Source organism: Anaerococcoides asporogena (assembly GCF_029590275.1).
GTDB lineage: Bacteria > Bacillota > Clostridia > Clostridiales > Clostridiaceae > JG1575.
Map to the genome: position 1 here is coordinate 482,283 of NZ_CP120965.1, position 21,272 is coordinate 503,554.

The 21,272-nt window shown below is 48.9% G+C and carries 38 protein-coding genes; 36 read left to right on the forward strand and 2 right to left on the reverse strand.

From position 1 onward, the window contains the following. Window positions 1–292: 292 nt before the first annotated feature. From P6M73_RS02175 to P6M73_RS02195, 5 genes are all read left to right on the forward strand, one after another. The gene (locus P6M73_RS02175) at window positions 293–772 is read left to right on the forward strand and encodes a DUF2975 domain-containing protein (protein WP_277854520.1); all 480 of its coding nucleotides are present in this window, start codon (window positions 293–295) and stop codon (window positions 770–772) included. Between the two features lie 10 nt (window positions 773–782). Further along, a complete protein-coding gene (locus P6M73_RS02180; protein WP_277854521.1) occupies window positions 783–989 on the forward strand; it encodes a helix-turn-helix domain-containing protein in 207 nt (68 codons plus the stop codon). A 515-nt stretch (window positions 990–1,504) separates the two neighbouring features. Then, the gene (locus tag P6M73_RS02185; RefSeq protein ID WP_277853146.1) at window positions 1,505–1,984 is read left to right on the forward strand and encodes a DUF6431 domain-containing protein; all 480 of its coding nucleotides are present in this window, start codon (window positions 1,505–1,507) and stop codon (window positions 1,982–1,984) included. 60 nt (window positions 1,985–2,044) lie between these two features. Next, window positions 2,045–3,400 carry a DDE-type integrase/transposase/recombinase gene (locus P6M73_RS02190; protein WP_277854522.1) on the forward strand — a complete coding sequence of 452 codons (1,356 nt, stop codon included), beginning with the start codon at window positions 2,045–2,047 and terminating at the stop codon, window positions 3,398–3,400. Then, entirely contained in the window at window positions 3,393–4,193 is an 801-nt protein-coding gene (locus P6M73_RS02195; RefSeq protein WP_277853148.1) for an ExeA family protein, read from the forward strand. Before P6M73_RS02190 ends, P6M73_RS02195 begins: the two co-directional genes overlap by 8 nt. On the opposite strand, the gene P6M73_RS02200 is transcribed toward P6M73_RS02195, so the two are convergent. After that, on the reverse strand, window positions 4,190–4,345 hold the full coding sequence (locus P6M73_RS02200; RefSeq protein WP_277854523.1) for a hypothetical protein: 156 nt from the start codon (window positions 4,343–4,345) through the stop codon (window positions 4,190–4,192). The genes P6M73_RS02195 and P6M73_RS02200 overlap by 4 nt on opposite strands. 961 nt (window positions 4,346–5,306) lie before the next feature. On the opposite strand from P6M73_RS02200, the gene rpsJ reads away from it, so the two are divergent. From rpsJ to rplQ, 31 genes are all read left to right on the forward strand, one after another. Then, window positions 5,307–5,615 (forward strand): 30S ribosomal protein S10, encoded by a 309-nt coding sequence (rpsJ, locus tag P6M73_RS02205; protein ID WP_277854524.1) that lies wholly within the window; start codon window positions 5,307–5,309, stop codon window positions 5,613–5,615. 82 nt (window positions 5,616–5,697) lie between these two features. Beyond that, window positions 5,698–6,327, forward strand: a complete 630-nt coding sequence (gene rplC, locus P6M73_RS02210; RefSeq protein WP_277854525.1) for a 50S ribosomal protein L3 — start codon at window positions 5,698–5,700, stop codon at window positions 6,325–6,327. 16 nt (window positions 6,328–6,343) lie between these two features. Continuing rightward, window positions 6,344–6,964: a 50S ribosomal protein L4 gene (gene rplD, locus P6M73_RS02215; RefSeq protein ID WP_277854526.1), complete on the forward strand. Its 621-nt coding sequence runs from the start codon at window positions 6,344–6,346 to the stop codon at window positions 6,962–6,964. A 5-nt stretch (window positions 6,965–6,969) separates the two neighbouring features. Further along, complete coding sequence (gene rplW / locus P6M73_RS02220; RefSeq protein ID WP_277855715.1) at window positions 6,970–7,266, forward strand: 50S ribosomal protein L23; 297 nt, start codon at window positions 6,970–6,972, stop codon at window positions 7,264–7,266. A gap of 144 nt (window positions 7,267–7,410) precedes the next feature. After that, complete coding sequence (gene rplB / locus P6M73_RS02225; RefSeq protein ID WP_277854527.1) at window positions 7,411–8,244, forward strand: 50S ribosomal protein L2; 834 nt, start codon at window positions 7,411–7,413, stop codon at window positions 8,242–8,244. A gap of 47 nt (window positions 8,245–8,291) precedes the next feature. Further along, a complete protein-coding gene (gene rpsS, locus P6M73_RS02230) occupies window positions 8,292–8,570 on the forward strand; it encodes a 30S ribosomal protein S19 (protein WP_277854528.1) in 279 nt (92 codons plus the stop codon). 268 nt (window positions 8,571–8,838) lie between these two features. Next, on the forward strand, window positions 8,839–9,183 hold the full coding sequence (rplV, locus tag P6M73_RS02235; protein ID WP_277855716.1) for a 50S ribosomal protein L22: 345 nt from the start codon (window positions 8,839–8,841) through the stop codon (window positions 9,181–9,183). 15 nt (window positions 9,184–9,198) lie between these two features. Then, on the forward strand, window positions 9,199–9,870 hold the full coding sequence (gene rpsC / locus P6M73_RS02240; protein ID WP_277854529.1) for a 30S ribosomal protein S3: 672 nt from the start codon (window positions 9,199–9,201) through the stop codon (window positions 9,868–9,870). Window positions 9,871–9,895: 25 nt separating this feature from the next. Next, window positions 9,896–10,330 carry a 50S ribosomal protein L16 gene (gene rplP, locus P6M73_RS02245; RefSeq protein WP_277854530.1) on the forward strand — a complete coding sequence of 145 codons (435 nt, stop codon included), beginning with the start codon at window positions 9,896–9,898 and terminating at the stop codon, window positions 10,328–10,330. Next, window positions 10,330–10,545, forward strand: a complete 216-nt coding sequence (gene rpmC / locus P6M73_RS02250) for a 50S ribosomal protein L29 (RefSeq protein WP_277854531.1) — start codon at window positions 10,330–10,332, stop codon at window positions 10,543–10,545. The genes rplP and rpmC overlap by 1 nt, the downstream gene beginning before the upstream one ends. 63 nt (window positions 10,546–10,608) lie before the next feature. After that, a complete protein-coding gene (gene rpsQ / locus P6M73_RS02255; protein ID WP_277855717.1) occupies window positions 10,609–10,872 on the forward strand; it encodes a 30S ribosomal protein S17 in 264 nt (87 codons plus the stop codon). 21 nt (window positions 10,873–10,893) lie between these two features. Beyond that, window positions 10,894–11,262, forward strand: a complete 369-nt coding sequence (rplN, locus tag P6M73_RS02260) for a 50S ribosomal protein L14 (RefSeq protein WP_277854532.1) — start codon at window positions 10,894–10,896, stop codon at window positions 11,260–11,262. Between the two features lie 13 nt (window positions 11,263–11,275). Beyond that, on the forward strand, window positions 11,276–11,590 hold the full coding sequence (gene rplX, locus P6M73_RS02265; protein ID WP_277854533.1) for a 50S ribosomal protein L24: 315 nt from the start codon (window positions 11,276–11,278) through the stop codon (window positions 11,588–11,590). Window positions 11,591–11,604: 14 nt separating this feature from the next. Continuing rightward, window positions 11,605–12,147, forward strand: a complete 543-nt coding sequence (gene rplE / locus P6M73_RS02270) for a 50S ribosomal protein L5 (protein ID WP_277854534.1) — start codon at window positions 11,605–11,607, stop codon at window positions 12,145–12,147. A gap of 13 nt (window positions 12,148–12,160) precedes the next feature. After that, window positions 12,161–12,346 carry a type Z 30S ribosomal protein S14 gene (locus P6M73_RS02275; RefSeq protein ID WP_277854535.1) on the forward strand — a complete coding sequence of 62 codons (186 nt, stop codon included), beginning with the start codon at window positions 12,161–12,163 and terminating at the stop codon, window positions 12,344–12,346. A 25-nt stretch (window positions 12,347–12,371) separates the two neighbouring features. Continuing rightward, window positions 12,372–12,767 carry a 30S ribosomal protein S8 gene (gene rpsH / locus P6M73_RS02280; RefSeq protein WP_277854536.1) on the forward strand — a complete coding sequence of 132 codons (396 nt, stop codon included), beginning with the start codon at window positions 12,372–12,374 and terminating at the stop codon, window positions 12,765–12,767. A 28-nt stretch (window positions 12,768–12,795) separates the two neighbouring features. Then, the gene (gene rplF / locus P6M73_RS02285) at window positions 12,796–13,338 is read left to right on the forward strand and encodes a 50S ribosomal protein L6 (protein WP_277854537.1); all 543 of its coding nucleotides are present in this window, start codon (window positions 12,796–12,798) and stop codon (window positions 13,336–13,338) included. A 14-nt stretch (window positions 13,339–13,352) separates the two neighbouring features. After that, window positions 13,353–13,712: a 50S ribosomal protein L18 gene (gene rplR / locus P6M73_RS02290; protein ID WP_277854538.1), complete on the forward strand. Its 360-nt coding sequence runs from the start codon at window positions 13,353–13,355 to the stop codon at window positions 13,710–13,712. 16 nt (window positions 13,713–13,728) lie between these two features. Continuing rightward, on the forward strand, window positions 13,729–14,226 hold the full coding sequence (rpsE, locus tag P6M73_RS02295) for a 30S ribosomal protein S5 (RefSeq protein WP_277854539.1): 498 nt from the start codon (window positions 13,729–13,731) through the stop codon (window positions 14,224–14,226). A gap of 10 nt (window positions 14,227–14,236) precedes the next feature. After that, on the forward strand, window positions 14,237–14,404 hold the full coding sequence (gene rpmD, locus P6M73_RS02300) for a 50S ribosomal protein L30 (protein WP_277854540.1): 168 nt from the start codon (window positions 14,237–14,239) through the stop codon (window positions 14,402–14,404). Window positions 14,405–14,430: 26 nt separating this feature from the next. Continuing rightward, window positions 14,431–14,871: a 50S ribosomal protein L15 gene (rplO, locus tag P6M73_RS02305; protein WP_277854541.1), complete on the forward strand. Its 441-nt coding sequence runs from the start codon at window positions 14,431–14,433 to the stop codon at window positions 14,869–14,871. Further along, window positions 14,871–16,148: a preprotein translocase subunit SecY gene (gene secY, locus P6M73_RS02310; protein WP_277854542.1), complete on the forward strand. Its 1,278-nt coding sequence runs from the start codon at window positions 14,871–14,873 to the stop codon at window positions 16,146–16,148. Before rplO ends, secY begins: the two co-directional genes overlap by 1 nt. Before the next feature lie 9 nt (window positions 16,149–16,157). Beyond that, window positions 16,158–16,829, forward strand: a complete 672-nt coding sequence (locus P6M73_RS02315) for an adenylate kinase (protein ID WP_277854543.1) — start codon at window positions 16,158–16,160, stop codon at window positions 16,827–16,829. Further along, window positions 16,810–17,562 carry a type I methionyl aminopeptidase gene (map, locus tag P6M73_RS02320; RefSeq protein WP_277854544.1) on the forward strand — a complete coding sequence of 251 codons (753 nt, stop codon included), beginning with the start codon at window positions 16,810–16,812 and terminating at the stop codon, window positions 17,560–17,562. The genes P6M73_RS02315 and map overlap by 20 nt, the downstream gene beginning before the upstream one ends. A 74-nt stretch (window positions 17,563–17,636) precedes the next feature. After that, window positions 17,637–17,900: a KOW domain-containing RNA-binding protein gene (locus P6M73_RS02325; protein ID WP_277854545.1), complete on the forward strand. Its 264-nt coding sequence runs from the start codon at window positions 17,637–17,639 to the stop codon at window positions 17,898–17,900. 6 nt (window positions 17,901–17,906) lie between these two features. Then, window positions 17,907–18,125: a translation initiation factor IF-1 gene (gene infA, locus P6M73_RS02330; RefSeq protein ID WP_277854546.1), complete on the forward strand. Its 219-nt coding sequence runs from the start codon at window positions 17,907–17,909 to the stop codon at window positions 18,123–18,125. Between the two features lie 13 nt (window positions 18,126–18,138). Next, a complete protein-coding gene (rpmJ, locus tag P6M73_RS02335) occupies window positions 18,139–18,252 on the forward strand; it encodes a 50S ribosomal protein L36 (RefSeq protein ID WP_002509257.1) in 114 nt (37 codons plus the stop codon). A gap of 34 nt (window positions 18,253–18,286) precedes the next feature. Beyond that, window positions 18,287–18,655, forward strand: coding sequence for a 30S ribosomal protein S13 (rpsM, locus tag P6M73_RS02340; protein ID WP_277854547.1), 369 nt, complete (start codon window positions 18,287–18,289; stop codon window positions 18,653–18,655). Window positions 18,656–18,667: 12 nt separating this feature from the next. Then, complete coding sequence (rpsK, locus tag P6M73_RS02345) at window positions 18,668–19,066, forward strand: 30S ribosomal protein S11 (protein ID WP_277854548.1); 399 nt, start codon at window positions 18,668–18,670, stop codon at window positions 19,064–19,066. A 111-nt stretch (window positions 19,067–19,177) separates the two neighbouring features. Further along, a complete protein-coding gene (locus P6M73_RS02350; protein ID WP_277854549.1) occupies window positions 19,178–20,125 on the forward strand; it encodes a DNA-directed RNA polymerase subunit alpha in 948 nt (315 codons plus the stop codon). 11 nt (window positions 20,126–20,136) lie between these two features. Continuing rightward, entirely contained in the window at window positions 20,137–20,478 is a 342-nt protein-coding gene (gene rplQ, locus P6M73_RS02355; protein ID WP_277854550.1) for a 50S ribosomal protein L17, read from the forward strand. A 115-nt stretch (window positions 20,479–20,593) separates the two neighbouring features. On the opposite strand, the gene P6M73_RS02360 is transcribed toward rplQ, so the two are convergent. Then, a complete protein-coding gene (locus P6M73_RS02360) occupies window positions 20,594–21,016 on the reverse strand; it encodes a hypothetical protein (protein ID WP_277854551.1) in 423 nt (140 codons plus the stop codon). Between the last annotated feature and the right edge of the window lie 256 nt (window positions 21,017–21,272).

The following is a 21,272-nucleotide window of genomic DNA, read 5'->3' on the forward strand; positions in this document are numbered from 1 at the left end:
TCGGTTTGCTCAGAAATACACCGGAATCATTGTGGAACTGACTGCAAGAAAGGGGTCGCCGCAGAATATATCAAATGAACAACCAGCCTGCTGCTGTACGAGACATGTATGACCTGGCACAGATCACTTCATAAGTCACATGCATGTCAGGACTGGATGGATCCCCTTTGATTTATATGCAGGCCACTACTGCGCATACCGCCTTTCATATTGAATCATAAGATGATTTTATTGAATATCGATAAAAAGAGTGTTACAATCAGGTAACAAGTCAAGAATTTGAGGTGTTATCTTGAAGAAAGAAACCTGGTTTCTGAAACTGGCGGTTATTCTGATCGGTTTTCCGGTTCTGGTCCTGGCAATCGCCCTTTATCCCATCGTGATCCGGGAAGCAGCCCAAGGAAGTTCGGCAATGGCCGGAGTGCTGTATGCCATACTGACAGTCATATATCTGACGGTAATTCCCTTCTATCTGGCACTGGTCCAGGCGCTGAAGCTGCTCAGCCTCATTGATGCCGGACAGGCGTTTTCCGAGTTATCGGTCCAGGCGATCCGGCGCATCAAGCGCTATGCCGGGTTGATTGCCGGACTCTACGTGCTCGGACTTCCTCTATTTTATATTGCAGGTGAAGTGGATGATGCTCCAGGCGTTATTCTCATCGGACTGTTTTTGGTAGTGGCTCCGGCAGTCGTTGCGGTGTTTGCCGCCTTTCTGGATAAACTGCTCAGTCAGGCCATCGAACTGAAAACCGACCAGGACCTGACGATATGAGGAGGGCATTATGGCAATCGTAATTAACTTAGATGTCATGCTGGCCCGTCGCAAGATGAGCGTTACCGAACTGTCTGAGCGGGTGGGCATCACCATGGCGAATATATCGATCCTGAAGAACGGAAAGGCCAAGGCTATCCGCTTTTCCACCCTGGAGGAAATCTGCAAGGCGCTGGACTGTCAGCCGGGCGATATCCTGGAGTACCGACCGGATTAGACTTGCAATATATAACATAAAGTATTCGGGAAATTATTCCTCTGTTTCTCTGCAAAGGCAACATTTTGGTGAGTATAATACTTTTACTTAATGGGGTAACAATTAATATCCCACAAAAAAGAGATCACCTCCGGCTATATAAATCCGTAAGGTGATCTACTTATTTTGAAATACAAGATTTTCTTTTGATAGACTAATCCATTTGACTCGTTAGGTTCAATCAGTAAGAATCGAAGAACATTTTTTTCGCATTGAAGAGGTAAAATAATGAATGGGAATTAATCGGATCTTGTTTATGCCGGAACCAATCGTCCTATAGTAGCCAGCCTTGCCTGTCCGTAAATAGACGGATATAATGTCCATAATAATATTGTGGAGGACAAAAAGAGATCCTCCCTGACTCTATGGTTCGCGCCGAGTCATCAGGGAGGATCCTTACTAAGTTATTAGCATGATCAGTATATCAAAATACGTTTTAGAATGGAATCCCGATCAGGGTGTTTTTTGTTCGGAGTATGGAGAAAAGCATATGTCCCATCTGTCATCAGTCGCTTAAGGTCATTGGCTCCCGCAGGAGATCAGTGATCGACGAGAATGGGGATGTCATGATCCTGGTGCTTCGTCGCCTGCGCTGTACCAACCCCGGTTGCGGGAAGATCCATCACGAACTTCCGGATCTCTTAACTCCCTATAAGCGGCAGACCACAACGATCCTGGAGCAGATCATCACCGGTCAACATGAAGCGGTGCCCGTTGAGAATTCGACCATTCGGCGGGTCCGAGCCTGGTTCAACTCCAGAGCCCACGCTTTAGTCGGTGCTCTGCTCAGTACATATGCTACAGTCACTCAGGACTATGGGGTCGACTTTTCCGATCTGCCTCAGTCCATACTCGATAGGATTTTCTTCTTTGTAGGCGAGCCTGCGGGCTGGCTGAAAAAGGTTGTCCGGATTTTAGTCAACAATCACCGATGGCCACATACCCAGTTGGCATAGGTGTCCACCGAGGAGTCCTCTAAAATCATGTCATCACTCGAAATTGAATGGAGGCATGACATGAAGGACAAGGAAAAAGCACAGGAAATAGCGACGCAACGGGCGATTCTACTGGCGCCCCTTCTTTCCCATGACTTGGACAAGGGGCAGATCCGGGTGCTTAAGGAGCAGATCTGCCGCGAGGCTGGGATTTCCGAGCGGACCTTACGGCGATATCTGAATAGTTATCAGCAGAAGGGATTTTCCGGACTGATACCGCAGGCGAGGGGATCGCAGGATTCAAGAGCCATCCCGGCGCCGGTGTTGGACGAAGCCGTGCGGCTGCGCAAAGAGATCCCGTCCAGAAGTGTGGCTGAGATCATTCGAATCATGGAATGGGAAGGCCTCACCGAAGCTGGCTCGATCAAGCGAAGCAGCCTGCAGGAGAAATTGCAGGAGAAGGGCTACAGCGGGAAGCATATGGCCATCTATGCCGCTGGCGGGGTAGCTACCCGCCGATTTCAAAAACGCACCCGCAACAAACTGTGGCATTCGGATATCAAGTATGGCTGTTACCTGCCGATCGGTCCTGGAAACAAGCCGCAGCAGGTCTATCTGGTGGCGTTTTTGGACGACGCTACCCGGATGATCCTCCATGCCCAGTTCTACTCGAACCTGGAGCAGAGCATCGTTGAGGATTGCTTCCGCAAAGCCATCCTCAAGTGGGGAATTCCAGAGCAGGCATACTTCGATAACGGCCGCCAGTTTAAAAATAAGTGGATGTCCAGAGCCTGCGCAAAGCTTGGCATCCGGCTGATCTTCGCAAAGCCCTACTCCCCGGAAGGCACTGGGAAAATAGAAAAGTTCAATCAGAATATCGATCGATTTCTCGATGAGTATAAATTCGATAACTCGGAGCGATCTCTGGAGGCTATGAATGAGCGGTTCTGGATCTGGTTGGAAGAATGCTACCAGAACAAACCGCATACCGCACTCAATGGAACGACCCCGCATCAGGCGTATAATCTGGATCCCAGGCCCTTGAAATATCTGCCGGCGGAGAAGGTCGCCAACGCCTTTTTGCACGCCGAGACCAGAAAAGTCGACAAGAGTGGCTGCATCAACTTTGGCGGCGCGAAGTATGAAGTTGGGCTACCCTATGTGGCTCGCAGCGTGGAAGTGGTCTATGACCCCAGTAACACCGAGGAACTGAGCATTGAGTATCAGGATGACAAACCCTTTGTGGTGAGAAAGCTGGTCATTGGGGAGCGGGTGGCGCCCAAGCCTCAGCTGCCGGAGTTCCTGACTCCAGTCAAGCCAACCTCTTCCCGGTTACTCGATGGTGCCCAAAAGCAGAATCAGAAGCGAAAAGACAAACAGCAGTCTACGGCCATCTCTTTCAAAGACATAAGAAAAGGGGGTGGCAGTGATGTTTGAAGCGTTTTATGGCTTCAAGAAAACTCCATTCTGTCGGGATCTGCCGACGACGGAACTATTCCCCTCCAATACGCTGGAGGAGTCCCTGAGCAGATTATCCTATGTCGCCGAACGGCAACTCTTCTGTGTACTCACCGGAGAGTGCGGCACTGGTAAGACGACCACCATTCGCCGATTCCGCGATCAACTGGATGACACCAGATACACCCTGATCTATCTGGCAGACTCGAAAATGACGCCGAGAAATTTCTACAAAGGGATGCTGGATCAGCTGGGGGCCGAATCAAGATTCTATCGAGGGGATGCCAAACGCCAGCTGCATAAAGAGATCGAGCTGATGAAAGGGCTCCACAATAAGCGTCCGGTGGTCGTTGTCGATGAGGCTCATCTGCTGGATCGAGAAATGCTTGAAGAGGTACGTTTTCTCCTCAACTTCCGGATGGATGCCGTCAGTCCCATGGCACTGGTACTGGTGGGCCAGGTCGAGCTATGGGAGAAACTCCAGATGCAGTCCTATACGGCGATCCGGCAACGGATCGACATCCAGTGCAAAATGCAATTGATGGACCACTCACAGGTGAAGGGATACATGAAACGCCACCTGGAATATGCCGGGATCGACCATGAGCTCTTCTCAGATGAGGCTACTGAGGCAATCTATCGATATTCCGGTGGATCCGCCAGGCTAGTCAACCAAGTGTGTACCAGCACCCTGATCTTTGGTTACCAAAGTGGAAAGCGAATCATTGACGACCACATGGTCAAACTGGTCATCAATGGGGAACTGAGCTAAACAAAATGGCAAGTTGAAATTTCTCTCAACTTGCCATTCTTTCCAGCAATTCCCGGACAAGAAATACCATCAACTTCTGGACAAGGAACAATAGCAGTAACAGGATCTTTTTGCATTTGAATGCTATATAAGAAACCTAAGTTTTCACTCATGACTCCAAAGGATGGTTATTTTTGGTAGTGAATTGGTTGGCAATAAGTCACTGTGGATATATTAAAAGACGGATCGTCTCAACAATCCGCCCTGAGTGGACCCCGAAGAGTTACCACCGCATTTCTTGTTTACATCATATCATGAAATAATAGTCAAGTAAATAAATGGAATACTCTAATAATTATATAATAATTTGAGTTTTTCTTGTACATCAGTCCCAAGTATCCTATCGTATATCCCTACCGGAATTGAAGATCTTAATAATTCGCACTCATACTGAAATGCTCTGACTAATTTTTTTCTATCCGTTTTGGTGATTGAAGCTTTCTTTAAAAATATTAGGATAAAGGCAAGATAATCCACAATGAAATTAAACCCCATGAATTGATCACCAATTTCAACTTTAATTAATTCCTTGATACATTATGAAGCTTGCGCATCTTTAAGAATATAGTTCTTTTAGCATTGCTCAGGAATCATCATAATTAAATGTAACGTTTCTTATTGGTTGAAGATGTAAGGTGATTAGGTTACGAAAAACGAGCATTCTTTGAATTTATGGCGTTGGGACTATAGAATCACAAATTTCCGCCTCTTATTTGGGCTAAAATTTGAAAAGTTGTTGTTTTTTATTAGGACTTGCTTTAGAATTAGAAAGCTTGATGATTTAGAATGCGGGAGTATGGCCTTTTCAAGATATTTTTTTTCGGGTCGAAGAAAAAGTATTGATGAGAGCGGTGCTTCTGTAGTATAATAATTAAGTTGCGAAACAGTAGCGATGACTCAGGAGGTGGCTGGACTTCCAGGGAATTCCTGATGAGCAAGCCTCGGCCTCAAGCCGAGACGTCGGAGTCATCGGCTGTTCGGCGTGCGCATTTTTTCGATGACACACCCGGGACAGTTTACGGTGATACCGCTGTTGTGCGTGGAAGTAATACGTACCAGAAAAGGAGGAAAAACATGGCAACTCAGAAAATCAGAATCAGACTCAAAGCCTTCGATCACTCTTTATTGGATCAGAGCGCAGAGAGAATCGTGGACAGCGCTAAGAACTCAGGCGCGAAGGTCGTAGGACCCGTTCCGCTGCCGACCGACAAGGAGATCGTTACGATCCTTCGGGCAGTCCACAAGTACAAAGATTCCAGAGAACAGTTCGAAATCCGGACTCACAAGAGATTGATCGACATCATCAACCCGACCCCAAAGACTGTCGATGCCCTTATGAGACTTGATTTGCCTGCTGGCGTCGATATCGAAATCAAGCTTTAATGGTTCTAGGTAATCCCTAAAAATCATTATGACCGCAAAGGAAGCCTTTGCGATCCGCTAATATTTACAGGAGGTATATGTAATGAAGAAAGCAATCATGGGAAAGAAAATCGGGATGACCCAGATTTTCGATGAACAAGGCAGAATGATCCCTGTTACCGTCGTTGAAGCACTGCCAAACGTCGTTGTACAGATCAAAACAGAGGAAAAAGAAGGCTACAATGCAATCCAGGTTGGATTCGGCGAGATCAGAGAATCTCTCGTCAACAAACCGAGAAAGGGTACATTCGCTAAGGCAGGTGTTACTCCCAAACGGTTCCTGAAGGAATTCCGGCTGGAAGATATTTCCTCATACAATGTAAAAGATGAAATCAAAGTAGATGTGTTCGCAGAAGGCGAAAAGATTGACGTTTCCGGTATTTCCAAAGGAAAGGGATTCCAGGGCGTTATCAAGAGATGGAACTTCAGCCGCGGTCCTGAGACCCACGGATCCAAGTTCCACCGTGCACCTGGTTCCCAGGGAGCATCCTCCGATCCTTCCAGAACCTTCAAAAATAGAAAAATGCCCGGTCACATGGGTAATGTCAAAAGAACCGTGCTCAATCTTGAGATCGTCAAGGTTATGCCGGAACGCAACGTGATTTTGATCAAGGGCGGAATCCCAGGTCCCAACAAGGGAACCGTTGTGATCAGAAACAGCGTAAAAGCTTAGGAAGGAGGACTAAAAAATGCCGAAAGTTGGATTATATAACATTGAAGGCAGCCAGGTTGGCGATGTGGAACTGAACGCGTCAGTGTTCGATTTCCCGGTCAACGAAGCTGCAATGCATCAGGTCATCTTGGCTCTCCTTGCTAACAAGAGACAGGGAACCCAGTCAGCCAAGACCAGAGCGGAAGTTTCCGGAGGCGGAATCAAGCCGTGGCGTCAGAAGGGAACTGGCCGGGCTCGTCAGGGTTCCACCCGTTCACCGCAGTGGGCACATGGTGGTATCGTCTTCGCTCCGAAGCCGAGAAGCTACCGGATGGCCATTCCGAAGTCAATGAAGAGAGTTGCCATGAAATCTGCTTTATCCTCAAAGGTTAAAGAAGAGAACGTTCTGGTTATTGACTCCCTGAAAATGGAAGCTCCCAAGACCAGAACTATGGCTGAGCTGCTCAAGAAGCTGTCCGTGAAGAAAGCCCTCATCGTTACCGGTGATGTGGAAATGAACGCGTACAAGAGCGCCAGAAACATTGAAGGGATCACCATGGTCCCCTGCAACAACATCAATGTTTATGACATCGTAAAATATGAAAAGCTCATCCTGACTCAGGATGCAGTCAAGAAAATTGAGGAGGTGTACGCATAATGGCATTGAAGCTGACAAGCTGGGATATCATCAGAAAACCGGTCATCACTGAAAAATCAATGGCTGGTATGGAAGCAAGAAAGTACACATTCTTAGTTCATGTCGATGCAGACAAAACCATGATTAAGAACGCAGTCGAAGAGGCATTTGGCGTAACCGTCGAATCCGTGAAGACTCAGAACCGCCTTGGCAAGGACAAGCGGGTCGGCGTTCACATGGGCAAGCGTCCCGACACCAAGAAGGCTGTCGTAACTCTGACACAGGACTCCAAGTCCATCGAGTTCTTCGAAAACATGAACTAATTACTCTGGCAACAGAGTAAGTCAGGCCGCAATGGACTGACTTTCAGACCTGGAATCAGGCTGAACCAAAGCCTACCCAGGCTGAAGGGGATTTTTCCCACTATTGGCAAGTGAGCCAGATAATAATCACAGGAGGAAACAACAATGGCAATCAGAGGTTTTAAACCGACGACACCTTCCAGAAGACAAATGACCATGAGCACCTTTGAGGAGATCACGACCGACAAGCCTGAAAAATCGCTTCTTGTCACCAAGAAGAAACAGGCCGGACGTAATGCCCATGGAAAGATCACTGTCAGACACAGAGGTGGCGGACACAAGCAGAAATACAGAATCATCGACTTTAAGAGAGACAAGGACGGCATTCCGGGAAAGGTCGCAACCATCGAGTACGATCCGAACCGCTCCGCGTACATCTCACTCATCGTCTATGCTGATGGAGAGAAAAGATACATCATCACCCCGGTCGGACTCAAAGTCGGCGACAAGGTTGAATCCGGCGTGAAGGCTGACATCAAGCCAGGCAACGCGCTTCCGATGAAGAACATCCCGGTCGGTACTGTCATCCACAACATTGAGCTGCAGAGAGGCAAAGGGGCCCAGATGGTCCGTTCCGCCGGTGCATCCGCTCAGCTGATGGCTAAGGAAGGCGACTACGCCACCTTGAGACTTCCTTCCGGCGAAATGAGATACGTCCGGATCGAGTGCAAGGCTACGATCGGAACCGTCTCCAATACCACTCACGAAATTGAGAACTATGGTAATGCAGGACGCGTCAGACACCTTGGCATCCGTCCCACCGTCAGAGGTTCCGTCATGAACCCCGTGGATCACCCCCATGGTGGTGGAGAAGGAAAGACTCCGATCGGCCGTCCCGGCCCGCTTACTCCCTGGGGTAAACCGGCACTGGGTCTTAGAACAAGAAAGCACAAAAAATACTCTGACAGACTTATCGTCAAGAGAAGGAATGAGAAGTAATCCTTCGGGATTGCTTTTCACCTTGAATTCTCGAAGGGAGGAAGAACTTGAGCAGATCAATTAAGAAGGGACCTTTCGTACACGAAGGTCTTATGAAGAAAATAGAAGAAATGAATGCTAAGGGAGAAAAGAAGGTACTCAAGACCTGGTCCAGGTCATCAACCATCTTCCCCGAAATGATCGGTCACACCATCGCTGTCCATGACGGCAGAAAACACATCCCGGTTTACATCTCCGAGGATATGGTGGGACATAAGCTGGGCGAATTCGCGTTCACCCGCACTTACAGAGGCCATGCCTCTGAGAAAAAGTCCAAAATGAGATAGGAAGGAGGAGTACTAAATGTTTGATGAATTGAACGTAAATGAAACGGTAGAAACGACAGAGGCTCCTTCCACCGAAGTGGTTAACGAAGCACCGAAGTCCAAAAAGTCCGTTGAAAAGGACGAGCGCCGCAGCGCCGGCCGCGCCAAGGCAAAAGCCAAGCGTGAAGACCGCCGCGTCCGCCTCGCTGAAAAAACGGCTGTGAAGAAGGAAAAGCTTCATCTGACCAAGGAAGAAAAAGCAGAAAGAAGAGCAGCGAAAGCCGCCGCCATGGAAAAAGTAACTGCCAAAGCAGTTGCCAAATATGTTCGCATGAGCCCCATGAAGGTCAACATCGTGCTGGACCTCATCCGCGGCAAGAATGTCAACGAAGCCCTGGCTATTCTGCAGTACACTCCCAAAGACGCCGCTGTTGTAGTCGGCAAAGTCCTTAAGAGTGCAGCAGCCAATGCTGAAAACAATCTGGAACTGGACCGCGACGCCCTTTATGTTACCGAGTGCCACGTTGGACCTGGTCCTATCATTAAGAGATTCCAGCCCCATGCACAGGGTCGGGCCTTCTCCATTTTCAAGAGAACCAGCCACATCACCGTGGTCGTCGCAGAAAGAGCATAAGGAGGTAAAAAGCTAGTGGGACAGAAAGTTAATCCAAACGGATTCAGAGTCGGCGTCATCAGAGACTGGAATTCCAGATGGTACGCTGATAAGAAAAACTTCGCCGACAACCTCGTCGAAGACAATAAAGTCAGAGAATTTGTTAAGAAGAAGCTCTACACAGCCGGTATCTCCAAGATCGAGATCGAGCGGGCTGCCAAGAGATTAAAGCTGAACATCTATACCGCCAAGCCGGGCATCGTCATCGGAAAGGGTGGTTCAGGGATTGATCAGCTGAAAAAAGAGATCAGTGCGCTGACTCCTGATAAGAATGTAGTTTTAAACATCGTCGAAGTGAAGAATGTCGATGCCAATGCTCAGCTGATGGCTGAAAACATCGCCGCTCAGCTGGAAAAGCGTATTTCCTTCCGCCGCGCCATGAAGCAGACCATCCAGAGAGGCATGAGAGCTTATGGAGTCAAGGGTGTTAAAACCATGTGCGGAGGCCGTCTGGGCGGAGCAGAAATTGCCCGGTCCGAGGCTTACCATGAAGGAACCATTCCGCTGCAGACTCTGAGAGCTGACATTGATTACGGATTCGCCGAGGCTGATACGATCTATGGAAAGATCGGTGTCAAGGTCTGGGTGTACAAGGGCGAGATCCTTCCTGTTAAAAAGAACCAGGAAGACAAGAGCCAGAGAAACTAGGATCTTTTGAAAGGAGGAACGACACATGTTAATGCCTAAGAGAGTGAAACACAGAAAGCAGCAGAAGGGCAATATGCGAGGAAAAGCAACCCGAGGCAATTTTATTGCCTACGGCGAGTTTGGTCTTCAGGCCTTGGAACCAGGCTGGATCACATCCAACCAGATCGAAGCTGCCCGTGTTGCCATAAATCGTTATATTAAAAGAGGTGGAAAGCAGTGGATCAAAATATTCCCTGATAAGCCCATCACCGAAAAGCCGGCTGAAACCCGTATGGGATCCGGTAAGGGCTCAGTTGAATATTGGGTTGCCGTCGTGAAGCCGGGCCGCGTTCTGTTTGAACTGGCCGGAGTCGACGAGGATCGTGCCCGTGAGGCCATGAGACTTGCATCCCACAAACTGCCGATCTCCACAAAATTTGTTACAAGAAAAGATTTTGAAGAAATGGGTGGTGAAGAGTAATGAGGACCAGAGAACTTAACGAAATCAGAAAGAATTCTTCTGAAGATTTAGAAGCCAGACTGACTGATCTGAAGAAAGAGCTCTTCAACCTCCGGTTCCAGCTTTCCACCGGTCAGCTCGAGAATCCGATCAGAATCAAAGAAGTCAAGAAATCCATCGCTCAGATCAAAACTGTTCTGAGAGAGCAGGAAATTGGCTCCGTTGTAGAGCAGTAGACTTTGAAAGGAGGTCATTAAAACATGGAAGAAGTTAAAAATGAAACCGTAGCGACCGAAGTAATGGAATCTGCGGGCAGAAAAAATAGAAAAACTCTCATCGGCCGCGTTGTCTCCAACAAGATGGACAAGACCATTGTCGTAGCCATCGAAACCAAGGTCAGACATCCGCTGTATGGAAAAACCGTTAATCGGACCACTAAGTACAAGGCCCATGATGAAAAGAACGAAGCTCAGATTAACGACAGAGTTTTAATCATGGAAACAAGACCTTTGTCAAAGGACAAACACTTTAGACTGGTCGAAATCATAGAGAAGGCCAAGTAAGGCTTTGGAAGGAGGTCAGAAATGATTCAGCAACAGACACTTTTAAAGGTCGCTGATAATTCAGGTGCGAAAGAAATTATGTGCATCCGGGTTATGGGCGGATCCAGAAGAAGGTATGGAAATATAGGAGACACCATCGTCGCTTCCGTAAAGTCCGCAACACCAGGCGGAGTTGTTAAGAAGGGTGATGTAGTGAAAGCGGTCATCGTACGTTCCGTCAAGGGAGTCCGCAGAGTGGACGGTACCTACATCCGGTTCGATGAAAACGCAGCCGTAATCATCAAAGATGACAAGAACCCGAAAGGTACCCGTATTTTCGGGCCTGTAGCCAGAGAGTTGAGAGACAAGGACTTCCAGAAGATCCTTTCCCTGGCTCCAGAAGTAATATAAGGAGTGAGAGACAATGAAAATGCATGTAAGAAAAAATGACAAAGTTGTCGTGATCTCCGGTAACGACAAGGGCGTAAAGAGTGAGATCCTGGAAGCGCATCCGAAGAAGGGCACGGTTCTGGTGAAAGATGTCAACATCGTCACCAAGCACCTCAAGGCCTCCAAGAATGCCATGAAATCCGAGATCGTTAAGATGGAAGCGCCCATCAATTCCAGCAAGGTCATGCTGTGGTGCGAAACCTGTAAAAAAGGCGTACGTCCCAGCTACCGCTTCCGGGAAGACGGTGCCAAAGTACGGTACTGCAAAGCCTGCGACAGCGAACTTTAAACAGGAGGTAACATATGCCAAGATTACAGGATAAATACAACAATGAAGTTGTAGCAGCCATGATGGAAAAGTTTGGATACAAGAACGTCATGGAAGTGCCAAAGCTCGAAAAGATCGTGATCAATATGGGCGTTGGCGAAGCTAAGGAAAACTCCAAAGTTCTGGAATCCGCCGTATCGGACCTCCAGATCATCTCCGGACAGAAGCCGGTCATTACCCGTGCGAAGAAATCCGTTGCCAACTTCAAATTAAGAGAGAACATGGCCATCGGAGCCAAGGTCACCTTAAGAAAAGCGAACATGTACGAATTCGCTGACAAACTCATCAACATCGCTCTTCCCCGTGTCCGCGATTTCCGTGGAATTTCAGACAAGAGCTTTGACGGAAGAGGCAACTACTCGCTGGGTATTAAAGAACAGCTCATTTTCCCGGAAATCGAATACGATAAGATCGATAAAGTCCGGGGAATGGACATTGTGTTCGTAACCACAGCAAAAACCGATGAGGAAGCCAGAGAACTGTTAAGATTCCTCGGCATGCCCTTCGCACAGAACTAGGAGGTAAATAGATTTGGCACGTAAAGCTATGATCGAAAAATGGAAGAGAGAACCGAAATTCTCATCCCGGGCTTACACAAGATGCAGAATCTGTGGAAGACCTCACTCAGTATTGAAAAAATATGGTGTATGCCGTATATGCTTCAGAGAACTTGCGTATAAGGGCGAAATCCCAGGCGTGCGCAAGGCCAGCTGGTAATTTTAGGAAAGGAGGCATATAAGATATGATGACAGATCCGATTGCGGACCTTTTAACAAGAATCAGGAACGCAAATGATGCAAGGCATGAATCAGTGGAAGTACCGTCTTCCAAGGTCAAGAAAGCCGTTGTGGAGATCCTTCTGCAGGAAGGCTATATCAAGAGTGTAGAAGAGTACAACGTGGGAATCATTCCCATGATGAAGCTCACTTTGAAGTATGGCGAAGGCAAGGAGAAGGTAATTAAGGGACTCAAGAGAATCTCGAAGCCCGGATTAAGAGTATATTGCAAGTCAGGTGAAGTTCCGAAGGTTCTGAATGGCCTGGGCACTGCCGTGATCTCAACCTCCAAGGGGATGGTCGCGGATAAGGAAGCCCGTAATTTAGGACTCGGCGGCGAAGTAATCTGCTACATCTGGTAGAAGTTACAGCTAAGGAGGAAACTATAGTATGTCAAGAGTAGGCAAAGCGCCGATAGCAATTCCCAATGGTGTAACTTTCACAGTGTCAGACGACAATGTCGTCACTGTCAAGGGACCAAAAGGACAGCTTGAAAAAGCGTTTAACAATAGAATGAATATCGAGAAGAATGAGAACAACGAGATCGTTGTAACCAGACCTTCCGATTTGAAGGAAGACCGTGCCCTGCATGGCCTGACCAGAGCTCTCATCAACAACATGGTTGTCGGTGTTACCGCTGGTTACCAGAAGAACCTTGAACTCAACGGCGTCGGTTACAGAGCCAGTGTTCAGGGAAACAAGCTGGTCATGAACCTGGGTTACTCCCATCCGGTTGAAATCGTCGTCCTGGAAGGGGTTACCTTTGAAACACCGGCTCCGACCAAAGTCATTGTCAAGGGAATTGACAAGGAAAAGGTCGGCGACATGGCGGCGGATATCCGTAAATGGAGAAAGCCGGAACCGTACCTTGGAAAGGGTATTAAGTTCGAAGGCGAACAGATCCGTCGTAAAGTCGGAAAGACTGGTAAGTAAAGGAGTGAATCGCGATGTTTAAGAAGGAAAACAAAACCGCTTCCAGAGAAAGACGTCACGTAAGAGTGAGAAGAAAAGTCACAGGCACTTCCGAGCGTCCCAGACTTTCTGTCTACCGGAGCGAAAAGAATATTTATGCTCAGATCATCGATGATACAAAGGGTGTTACCCTGGTTGCCGCCTCAAGCCTGGATAAGGAATTTGAAGGAACTGGCTGGAACATCGAAGCTGCCAAGAAAGTCGGCGAAGCAGTAGCGAAGAAGGCCAAGAATGCCGGAATCGACAAAGTTGTATTTGACCGCGGCGGCTACATCTACCATGGACGAGTCCAAGCCCTTGCGGATGCCGCAAGAGAAGCAGGACTTGAATTCTAGAAGGAGGTAACATCAATTGAGAATTGATCCAAGCACACTGGACCTGAAAGAAAAAGTCGTTAAAATCGGCCGAGTAACGAAGGTTGTCAAGGGTGGACGTAATTTCAGATTCAGCGCACTCGTTGTCGTTGGAGATGAAAACGGACATGTTGGTGTCGGAACTGGCAAGTCCATTGAAATTCCGGAAGCCATCAGAAAAGGAATCGAAGACGCCAAGAAGAACCTCATTGAGGTCGCATTGGACGGAACGACAGTACCTCACTCCATCGACGGTATATTCGGAACCGGACGCGTTCTGATCATGCCCGCCAAGGAAGGTACCGGAGTTATCGCCGGAGGACCTGCCAGAGCAGTCCTTGAACTTGCCGGACTGAAAGACGTTCGCGCCAAGTCCCTGGGATCCAACAACCCCAGAAACATGGTTCGCGCTACGCTGAACGGCCTGTCTGAACTGCGTTCCGCAGATAAGATCGCCAAGCTTCGCGGCAAGACCGCTGACGAGATCCGGGGATAGGAGGAGAACAATGAAGATTACACTGACCAAGAGTCTGATCGGAAGAAAGAAATCTCACATTGCGACCGCCAAGGCCCTGGGCTTGTCCAAAATCGGCAAGACGGTTGAAAAAGAGAGCAATGATGCCATCAACGGCATGATCAAGGAGATCTCTTATCTCCTGAAGGTAGAAGAATAATTTTTTAGTCAAGGAGGTGTAACACGATGAAATTACATGAGCTCAAATCCCCGGAAGGATCCAGAAAAGCCCCCAAGCGGCTTGGACGCGGAACCGGATCAGGCCTTGGAAGAAACTCCGGTAAAGGAGAAAAAGGTCAGAATTCCAGAACCGGCGGCGGTGTAAGACCCGGCTTCGAAGGCGGACAGATGCCTCTGTTCCGGCGGTTGCCCAAGAGAGGCTTCACCAATCCTTTCAGCAAGGAATACAATGCCATCAATTTGGATCGTTTGAACATATTTGAAAATGGAACTGAAGTGACCGAACAGCTGCTTTTAGAGAAAGGCGTGATCTCCAAAAAGCTTGACGGCGTTAAGATTTTAGGAAACGGAACTATCGAAAAAGCATTAACTGTAAAGGTAAGTAAGTTCTCTAAGTCTGCTTCTGAAAAGATTGAAGCTGCTGGAGGAAAAGCGGAGGTTCTATAATGTTTGAGATTTTTACCAATGCCTGGAAAACAAAAGAACTGCGGAAAAAAATGTTATTTATGCTTCTCATCGTCTTTGTTTTCCGCCTTGGAAATCACATCACAGTACCTTACGTTGATCCACGGGAATTAGCCAAACTGACCAATCAGGGCGACCTGCTCGGTCTGTACAACCTGATTTCAGGCGGTGCACTGGGACGCTTCAGTCTGTTCGCACTGGGCGTCATTCCCTACATCAATGCCTCAATTATCATGCAGCTTCTGACCGTCGCCATTCCGCCCCTGGAAAACCTCCAGAAGGAAGGCGAAGAAGGCCGGAAGAAAATCCAGAACTGGACCCGGTATGCAGCCCTTGCAATCTCAGCCCTGATGGCCTACGGAACCTATGTTCTGGTCGCCAACACCGGCGCGGTCAGCAACCGCAGCGCATCCGCCGTTATTCTGATTATCCTGACCCTCGTGGCCGGAACATTCTTCCTCATGTGGCTGGGCGATCAGATCACCTCGTATGGAATCGGAAACGGTATCTCGGTTCTGATCTTCATCAATATCATTTCCAGACTGCCGCAGACGCTGCAGCAGATGGCACTGACTGCTTCCGGCAATCCCATGAACGCGATCCTGGTCACTTTGCTGCTCCTGGCGCTTTTCATCGGTGTAGTCTACTTCTCCCTGGGAGAACGCCGGATTCCCGTACAGTATGCCGGTCGGATGGTTAATGGCCGGGCGACCAAAGCCCAGACCCAGCACCTCCCCATCGGCGTCGCTTCGTCAGCCGTTCTTGGAATCATCTTCGCCATGTCCATGATGGAGTTCCCGGCAACACTGTATCAGCTGTTCCCGAACAACAAGATCCTGGAAACCATGACGATCTCCAAAGCCTGGTTCAACCCGTTCAACCGGGAAACCTGGATGTACATCCTCGTTTACGCTATTCTTGTCGTCTTCTTCTGCGTATTCTATACCCAGATCACCATGAAGCCGGAAGAAATGGCGGAGAACATGCAAAAGTCCGGCGGTTATGTCAATGGCATCAAACCGGGCAAGGCAACTGAGAACTATCTGGATGGCGTGTTCAACCGTGTGGCGTTCTACGCCGGGTTGTTTGCGGCTGTCATTGCGATCTTCCCGTTACTGATCGGCAAACTGGATTCGAGCTATCAGCAGATGAATTTCGGTGGAACCGTTCTGTTCATTGTGATCGGGGTGGCCCTGGATACCATCAGACAGCTGGAATCACAGCTGATGACAAGGCATTATAAAGGCTTCCTGAAATAGGAGCGTAGCATGAAAATTGTTCTTTTAGGCGCACCGGGAGCAGGAAAAGGGACTCAGGCTCAAAGTATCAGCAAGTATTTCAACATTCCGCATATTTCCACCGGTGATATTTTCAGAAAAAATATTTCAGAGGGAACCAAGCTCGGCAAAACTGCCAAGCGATACATGGATGCCGGTCAGCTGGTCCCGGATCAACTGACGCTGGACCTCATTGAGGACCGGCTCAATCAGGAAGACTGCCACCGCGGCTATCTCCTGGACGGCTATCCCAGAACGGTTGTGCAGGCTGATTTCCTTGAGGAAATGCTAAGGAGAAAACACGATCAGCTGGATTGTGCCTTACTGATCGCAGTCCCTCGTGAAGCGATCCTCGACCGGATCACCGGCCGACGGATCTGTCCCTCCTGTGGGGCGTCCTACCACTTGAAGCATAATCCGCCCTTGAAGAAAGACACGTGTGACATCTGCGGACACCAGGTGATTCAGCGTTTGGATGACAAGGCGGAAACAGTGGAAGAGCGGTTGGATGTGTACGACGAGCAAACCAAACCCCTCATCAGTTTCTATGATGAGCGCTGCATCTTGAAATCCGTTGACGGCACCAGGGCCATCAATCAGATTTTTAATGACATTGTGAAAGTACTGAGTGAGGTCAGACTCCATGATCATACTCAAGAATAACAACGAGATCCAAAAGATGAAGGTCGCAGGCCGGATTGTGGAAGAAGCGCTCCGACTGATGGAAGCGAACATCCGCCCCGGCATCTCCACGGCACATCTGGATCGGATTGCAGAAGAATTTATAACTAAGCAAGGGGCGGTACCGTCCTTCAAGGGGTACGGCGGTTTTCCCGGTTCCATCTGTGCATCGGTCAATGATGTGGTTATCCACGGAATTCCCTCGAAAGAGGTCATTCTGAAGGACGGCGACATCATCTCGGTGGACATGGGAGCGATGATTGACCGTTACCACGGGGACGCCGCCAGGACCTTCGCCGTGGGTGAAGTCAGCCAGACTGCCAAAGACCTGATCCGGATCACAGAAGAGTCCTTTTTCAAGGGAGTCGAGATGTTCCGGGAAGGCGGCCGGCTGGGCGATATCTCCCACGCCATCGGATCCTATCTCACCATGTCCGGCTACGGCGTGGTGAGGGATTACGTAGGTCACGGCATCGGACGAAACCTTCATGAGCAGCCCAATGTCCCCAACTATGGGAAACCAGGAGCGGGAGTGGTGCTGCGGGAAGGAATGGTTCTTGCCATCGAGCCCATGGTTAATGTGGGCAGTTATGAAGTGAAAGTACTCAAGGACCAATGGACAGTGAAAACGGTCGATGGCAGCCTGTCTGCCCATTATGAAAATACCGTGGCACTGACGTCTGGCGGTCCGCAGCTGTTGACATTAACGATTTAACGCACGTTGATCGTGCTGCTTAGTTATAAATTCCCTCACGGATTTATGACTATTGGTAATCAGGAGATTGATCCATGGAAGAATTACTGGGACGCGAAGTCCTGTCTGTCAAAGGACGCGACCGCGGCAAGCACTACGTGGTGGTGGAGATCATCGATGCCTATTTTGTCCGGGTGGCGGATGGAGAACAGAAAACCGTCAGCTCACCGAAACGGAAAAACAAAAAACACATCGTCTGCACCGAAAACCTGAATCCCATCCCCATGGATTGGACGGAAACAAAACAAGGCGATGACCGGATCAAGCAATTTTTAACGAATCGCAAAAAGGAGGTTTGATTACCTATGTCAAAAGACGATGTAATTGAAATGCAGGGAGAGGTATTAGAGGCTCTACCCAACGCCAATTTCCAGGTTAAGCTGGAGAGCGGCCACTGCATTACAGCACACATTTCAGGAAAACTCAGAATGAACTATATTAAGATCCTGCCGGGCGACCGCGTGACGGTAGAACTGTCACCCTACGATCTGACCAAGGGCAGAATCACCTGGAGATCCAAATAAGGAGGTTTGAACGATGAAAGTAAGACCATCAGTAAAGCCGATCTGCGAAAAGTGCAAAGTCATCAAGCGTAAAGGGAAGGTCATGGTTATCTGTGAAAATCCCAAGCACAAGCAGAAACAGGGCTAGTTGATCAATTTAAACACGGAGGTGTAATAGGAATATGGCGAGAATCGCTGGTATCGATCTACCGAAGGAAAAACGGGTAGAAATCGGATTAACATATATTTATGGAATCGGAATTTCCACAGCCAGAAGAATCCTGGCTGAAACAGGCGTAAACCCGGACATCCGGGTGAAGAACCTGTCAGAAGAAGAAGAAAACTTGCTGCGTGACTATGTCAACAAGAACGTGAAGGTGGAAGGCGACCTCAGAAGAGAAATCGCTCTGAACATCAAGCGTCTGTCCGAAATCGGATGCTACAGAGGCATGCGTCACAGAAAGGGTCTGCCGGTCCGCGGCCAGAGAACCAAAACCAACGCGAGAACCAGAAAAGGCAAGAAAAAGACCATCGCGAATAAGAAGAAGTAGGGAGGCAGGAAAATGGCACAAGCTAAGAATGTCAAGAAGACAAGAAAAAGAAAAGAACGCAAGAATGTCGAACGCGGCCAGGCCCATATCCAGTCGACCTTCAATAACTCCATCGTTACGATCACTGACGCGGCTGGCAATGCCCTGTCCTGGTCCAGCGCCGGAGCACTTGGATTCAAGGGTTCCAAAAAGAGCACTCCCTTTGCAGCTCAGCTGGCTGCAGAGACCGCTGCCAAGGCAGCCATGGAGCATGGCCTGAGAACCATCGAAGTCTTCGTCAAGGGACCTGGTTCAGGCAGAGAAGCTGCGATTCGTTCCCTCCAGGCAGCCGGACTCGAAGTGACCATGATCAAGGATGTCACTCCGCTCCCGCACAATGGATGCAGACCCCCCAAGAGAAGGAGAATGTAGTCCTGAGGGATACATTCACCCCGCCCGAGCGATCGGGCGGCACATGGTACGTGAATAGATCAGTTGCCCTCACGTATAGTTGCCAAAATCATCAAGGAGGGTTTTAAATCAATGCTGGAAATCGAAAAGCCAAAAATAACGGTCGTTGAGACCAATGAAGACGGGACCTATGGAAAAATCGTGGTGGAACCCTTATTGCAGGGTTACGGCATCACCCTGGGCAATGCCCTGAGAAGAATTCTTCTCTCCTCGCTGCCCGGTGTAGCCCCCAACTCCGTCAAGATTGACGGGGTACTCCATGAATTTTCCACCGTTCCCGGTGTGAAGGAAGATGTCACTGAACTCGTACTTAACATCAAGAACCTTGCCATCAAAATGCAGGGCGACGGACCGAAGAGCATCTACATTGATGCAGTGGGTCCCTGTGAAGTAACAGGCGCTGATATCAAGACCGACGGTGACGTTGAGATCGTCAACCAGGACTTCCACATCGCGACATTGGACGACAACGCAAAGCTCTATATCGAGATCGCCATTGACCGCGGTCGCGGATATGTGTCTCAGATGAACAACAAGTCTGAGGAACACTCACTCCAGACGATTCCAGTCGACTCCATCTACACGCCGGTTAAGCGTGTAAACTTCACGGTGAACAACACCCGGGTCGGCCAGGTCATGAACTATGATGAACTCACTCTGGAGCTTTGGACCAATGGCACCATCAAAATCGAAGAAGCGATCAGCCTGTCTGCGAAGATCCTGATCGAGCACTTCAAACTCTTCATGACGTTAGTGGACAACAACAATGACATGGAGATCATGATCGAAAAAGAGGAAGATAAGAAGGAAAAAGTTCTGGAGATGACCATCGAAGAACTGGATCTTTCGGTTCGGTCCTATAACTGCCTCAAGCGGGCAGGCATCAACACGGTTCAGGAACTCACCCATAAATCCATGGAAGACATGATGAAAGTCCGGAATTTGGGTAAAAAGTCCCTGGAAGAAGTTGAAAGAAAATTAAAAGACCTTGGTTTAGGTCTGAAAACGAGCGACGAGTAGGAGGATAGAAAATGGCTATTGAAAGAAAACTTGGCAGAAGTACTGACCAGAGAAGAGCCATGCTGAGAAGCCTTGTAACAAACTTCCTGAAGCATGGTGTCATTCAGACAACATATACAAGAGCCAAGGAAACCCAGTCCATTGCTGAAAAAATGATCACTCTCGGCAAGAGAGGCGATCTTCATGCAAGAAGACAGGCTCTGGCCTTTATCACGGAGGAAGCGGTGGTTGCCGAATTATTCGACACAATCGCACCGAAGTACGCAGAACGCGAAGGCGGATACACAAGAATCTACAAAGTGGGACCAAGACGGGGCGATGCAGCGGAAGTTGCCATCCTGGAACTGGTTTAATCCCCAATATGAAAAAGCCGGCTCACAGCCGGCTTTTGTCATATATTGATTTAATATCCAAAGACCGGAGAGGGTTATTCTCCAGCAATCGCAGGAAGCAGGTGCTGACCACAGATCAGCGCTGCGTCTGTTCCTGAGCTTCCGGTTCTTCCTGCTGCAGCAGGGACGTCGTTCCGTGCCGGCGCAGGATGTTGCGGCTGGGCTGATCCTTCAGAGTCATTACCAGCACGCCGGTGACCACGGTCATGATCAGCGACAGATAGAAGCCGGGCGCCAGTCGGTTCATATTCCGGGCAGACGCGTAGAAAAGCTCCGCCAGAAACAGCAGGACAAACAGTCCTGAGGTCATGGAATACTGTCCAAGGACCAGCAGAATAACTGCCAGCAGCGACAGTGCCAATAACAGGAACCGATACTGCTGTACAAAATCAAGGCCCGTCAGATCGGTCTGGGTTCGATAATCCAGCCAGGTCAGGAAGAACGATCCGAAGAACAGGATCGTCGACAGGGCGATCAGAATCGACTTTTTTTTCGTCATGGAATCATCCCCTTTCTTTCATCATAATCCTCCGCCGGAGGGATTTCAACCCAATGACAGGATGCGCCGCCGCTCTGTGCCGGCAGGGAGGGGTCCGGAAGGCAAGGCATCCTGGATCCGGGAGAAAGGATGCCGGACACTTATTCAGAATCCTCCATCAGTCCGGACGGGGAATCTGTACTGGTAAATCTCGTGGAAGACAAGCCCTTACATTGAGAACTCGTTCCCCTTCATATATAATTTAGAAGTACAATTA

What these genes read in the sequence shown, in the direction of transcription:
- P6M73_RS02180 (WP_277854521.1), top strand. Translation starts at nt 783, where the DNA reads ATGGCAATCGTAATTAACTTAGATGTCATGCTGGCCCGTCGCAAGATG.
- P6M73_RS02185 (WP_277853146.1), top strand. Translation starts at nt 1,505, where the DNA reads ATGGAGAAAAGCATATGTCCCATCTGTCATCAGTCGCTTAAGGTCATT.
- P6M73_RS02190 (WP_277854522.1), top strand. Translation starts at nt 2,045, where the DNA reads ATGAAGGACAAGGAAAAAGCACAGGAAATAGCGACGCAACGGGCGATT.
- P6M73_RS02195 (WP_277853148.1), top strand. Translation starts at nt 3,393, where the DNA reads ATGTTTGAAGCGTTTTATGGCTTCAAGAAAACTCCATTCTGTCGGGAT.
- P6M73_RS02200 (WP_277854523.1), bottom strand. Translation starts at nt 4,345, where the DNA reads ATGAGTGAAAACTTAGGTTTCTTATATAGCATTCAAATGCAAAAAGAT.
- rpsJ (WP_277854524.1), top strand. Translation starts at nt 5,307, where the DNA reads ATGGCAACTCAGAAAATCAGAATCAGACTCAAAGCCTTCGATCACTCT.
- rplC (WP_277854525.1), top strand. Translation starts at nt 5,698, where the DNA reads ATGAAGAAAGCAATCATGGGAAAGAAAATCGGGATGACCCAGATTTTC.
- rplD (WP_277854526.1), top strand. Translation starts at nt 6,344, where the DNA reads ATGCCGAAAGTTGGATTATATAACATTGAAGGCAGCCAGGTTGGCGAT.
- rplB (WP_277854527.1), top strand. Translation starts at nt 7,411, where the DNA reads ATGGCAATCAGAGGTTTTAAACCGACGACACCTTCCAGAAGACAAATG.
- rplV (WP_277855716.1), top strand. Translation starts at nt 8,839, where the DNA reads ATGGAAAAAGTAACTGCCAAAGCAGTTGCCAAATATGTTCGCATGAGC.
- rplP (WP_277854530.1), top strand. Translation starts at nt 9,896, where the DNA reads ATGTTAATGCCTAAGAGAGTGAAACACAGAAAGCAGCAGAAGGGCAAT.
- rpmC (WP_277854531.1), top strand. Translation starts at nt 10,330, where the DNA reads ATGAGGACCAGAGAACTTAACGAAATCAGAAAGAATTCTTCTGAAGAT.
- rpsQ (WP_277855717.1), top strand. Translation starts at nt 10,609, where the DNA reads ATGGAATCTGCGGGCAGAAAAAATAGAAAAACTCTCATCGGCCGCGTT.
- rplN (WP_277854532.1), top strand. Translation starts at nt 10,894, where the DNA reads ATGATTCAGCAACAGACACTTTTAAAGGTCGCTGATAATTCAGGTGCG.
- rplX (WP_277854533.1), top strand. Translation starts at nt 11,276, where the DNA reads ATGAAAATGCATGTAAGAAAAAATGACAAAGTTGTCGTGATCTCCGGT.
- rplE (WP_277854534.1), top strand. Translation starts at nt 11,605, where the DNA reads ATGCCAAGATTACAGGATAAATACAACAATGAAGTTGTAGCAGCCATG.
- rpsH (WP_277854536.1), top strand. Translation starts at nt 12,372, where the DNA reads ATGATGACAGATCCGATTGCGGACCTTTTAACAAGAATCAGGAACGCA.
- rplF (WP_277854537.1), top strand. Translation starts at nt 12,796, where the DNA reads ATGTCAAGAGTAGGCAAAGCGCCGATAGCAATTCCCAATGGTGTAACT.
- rplR (WP_277854538.1), top strand. Translation starts at nt 13,353, where the DNA reads ATGTTTAAGAAGGAAAACAAAACCGCTTCCAGAGAAAGACGTCACGTA.
- rpmD (WP_277854540.1), top strand. Translation starts at nt 14,237, where the DNA reads ATGAAGATTACACTGACCAAGAGTCTGATCGGAAGAAAGAAATCTCAC.
- rplO (WP_277854541.1), top strand. Translation starts at nt 14,431, where the DNA reads ATGAAATTACATGAGCTCAAATCCCCGGAAGGATCCAGAAAAGCCCCC.
- secY (WP_277854542.1), top strand. Translation starts at nt 14,871, where the DNA reads ATGTTTGAGATTTTTACCAATGCCTGGAAAACAAAAGAACTGCGGAAA.
- P6M73_RS02315 (WP_277854543.1), top strand. Translation starts at nt 16,158, where the DNA reads ATGAAAATTGTTCTTTTAGGCGCACCGGGAGCAGGAAAAGGGACTCAG.
- map (WP_277854544.1), top strand. Translation starts at nt 16,810, where the DNA reads ATGATCATACTCAAGAATAACAACGAGATCCAAAAGATGAAGGTCGCA.
- P6M73_RS02325 (WP_277854545.1), top strand. Translation starts at nt 17,637, where the DNA reads ATGGAAGAATTACTGGGACGCGAAGTCCTGTCTGTCAAAGGACGCGAC.
- infA (WP_277854546.1), top strand. Translation starts at nt 17,907, where the DNA reads ATGTCAAAAGACGATGTAATTGAAATGCAGGGAGAGGTATTAGAGGCT.
- rpmJ (WP_002509257.1), top strand. Translation starts at nt 18,139, where the DNA reads ATGAAAGTAAGACCATCAGTAAAGCCGATCTGCGAAAAGTGCAAAGTC.
- rpsM (WP_277854547.1), top strand. Translation starts at nt 18,287, where the DNA reads ATGGCGAGAATCGCTGGTATCGATCTACCGAAGGAAAAACGGGTAGAA.
- rpsK (WP_277854548.1), top strand. Translation starts at nt 18,668, where the DNA reads ATGGCACAAGCTAAGAATGTCAAGAAGACAAGAAAAAGAAAAGAACGC.
- P6M73_RS02350 (WP_277854549.1), top strand. Translation starts at nt 19,178, where the DNA reads ATGCTGGAAATCGAAAAGCCAAAAATAACGGTCGTTGAGACCAATGAA.
- rplQ (WP_277854550.1), top strand. Translation starts at nt 20,137, where the DNA reads ATGGCTATTGAAAGAAAACTTGGCAGAAGTACTGACCAGAGAAGAGCC.
- P6M73_RS02360 (WP_277854551.1), bottom strand. Translation starts at nt 21,016, where the DNA reads ATGACGAAAAAAAAGTCGATTCTGATCGCCCTGTCGACGATCCTGTTC.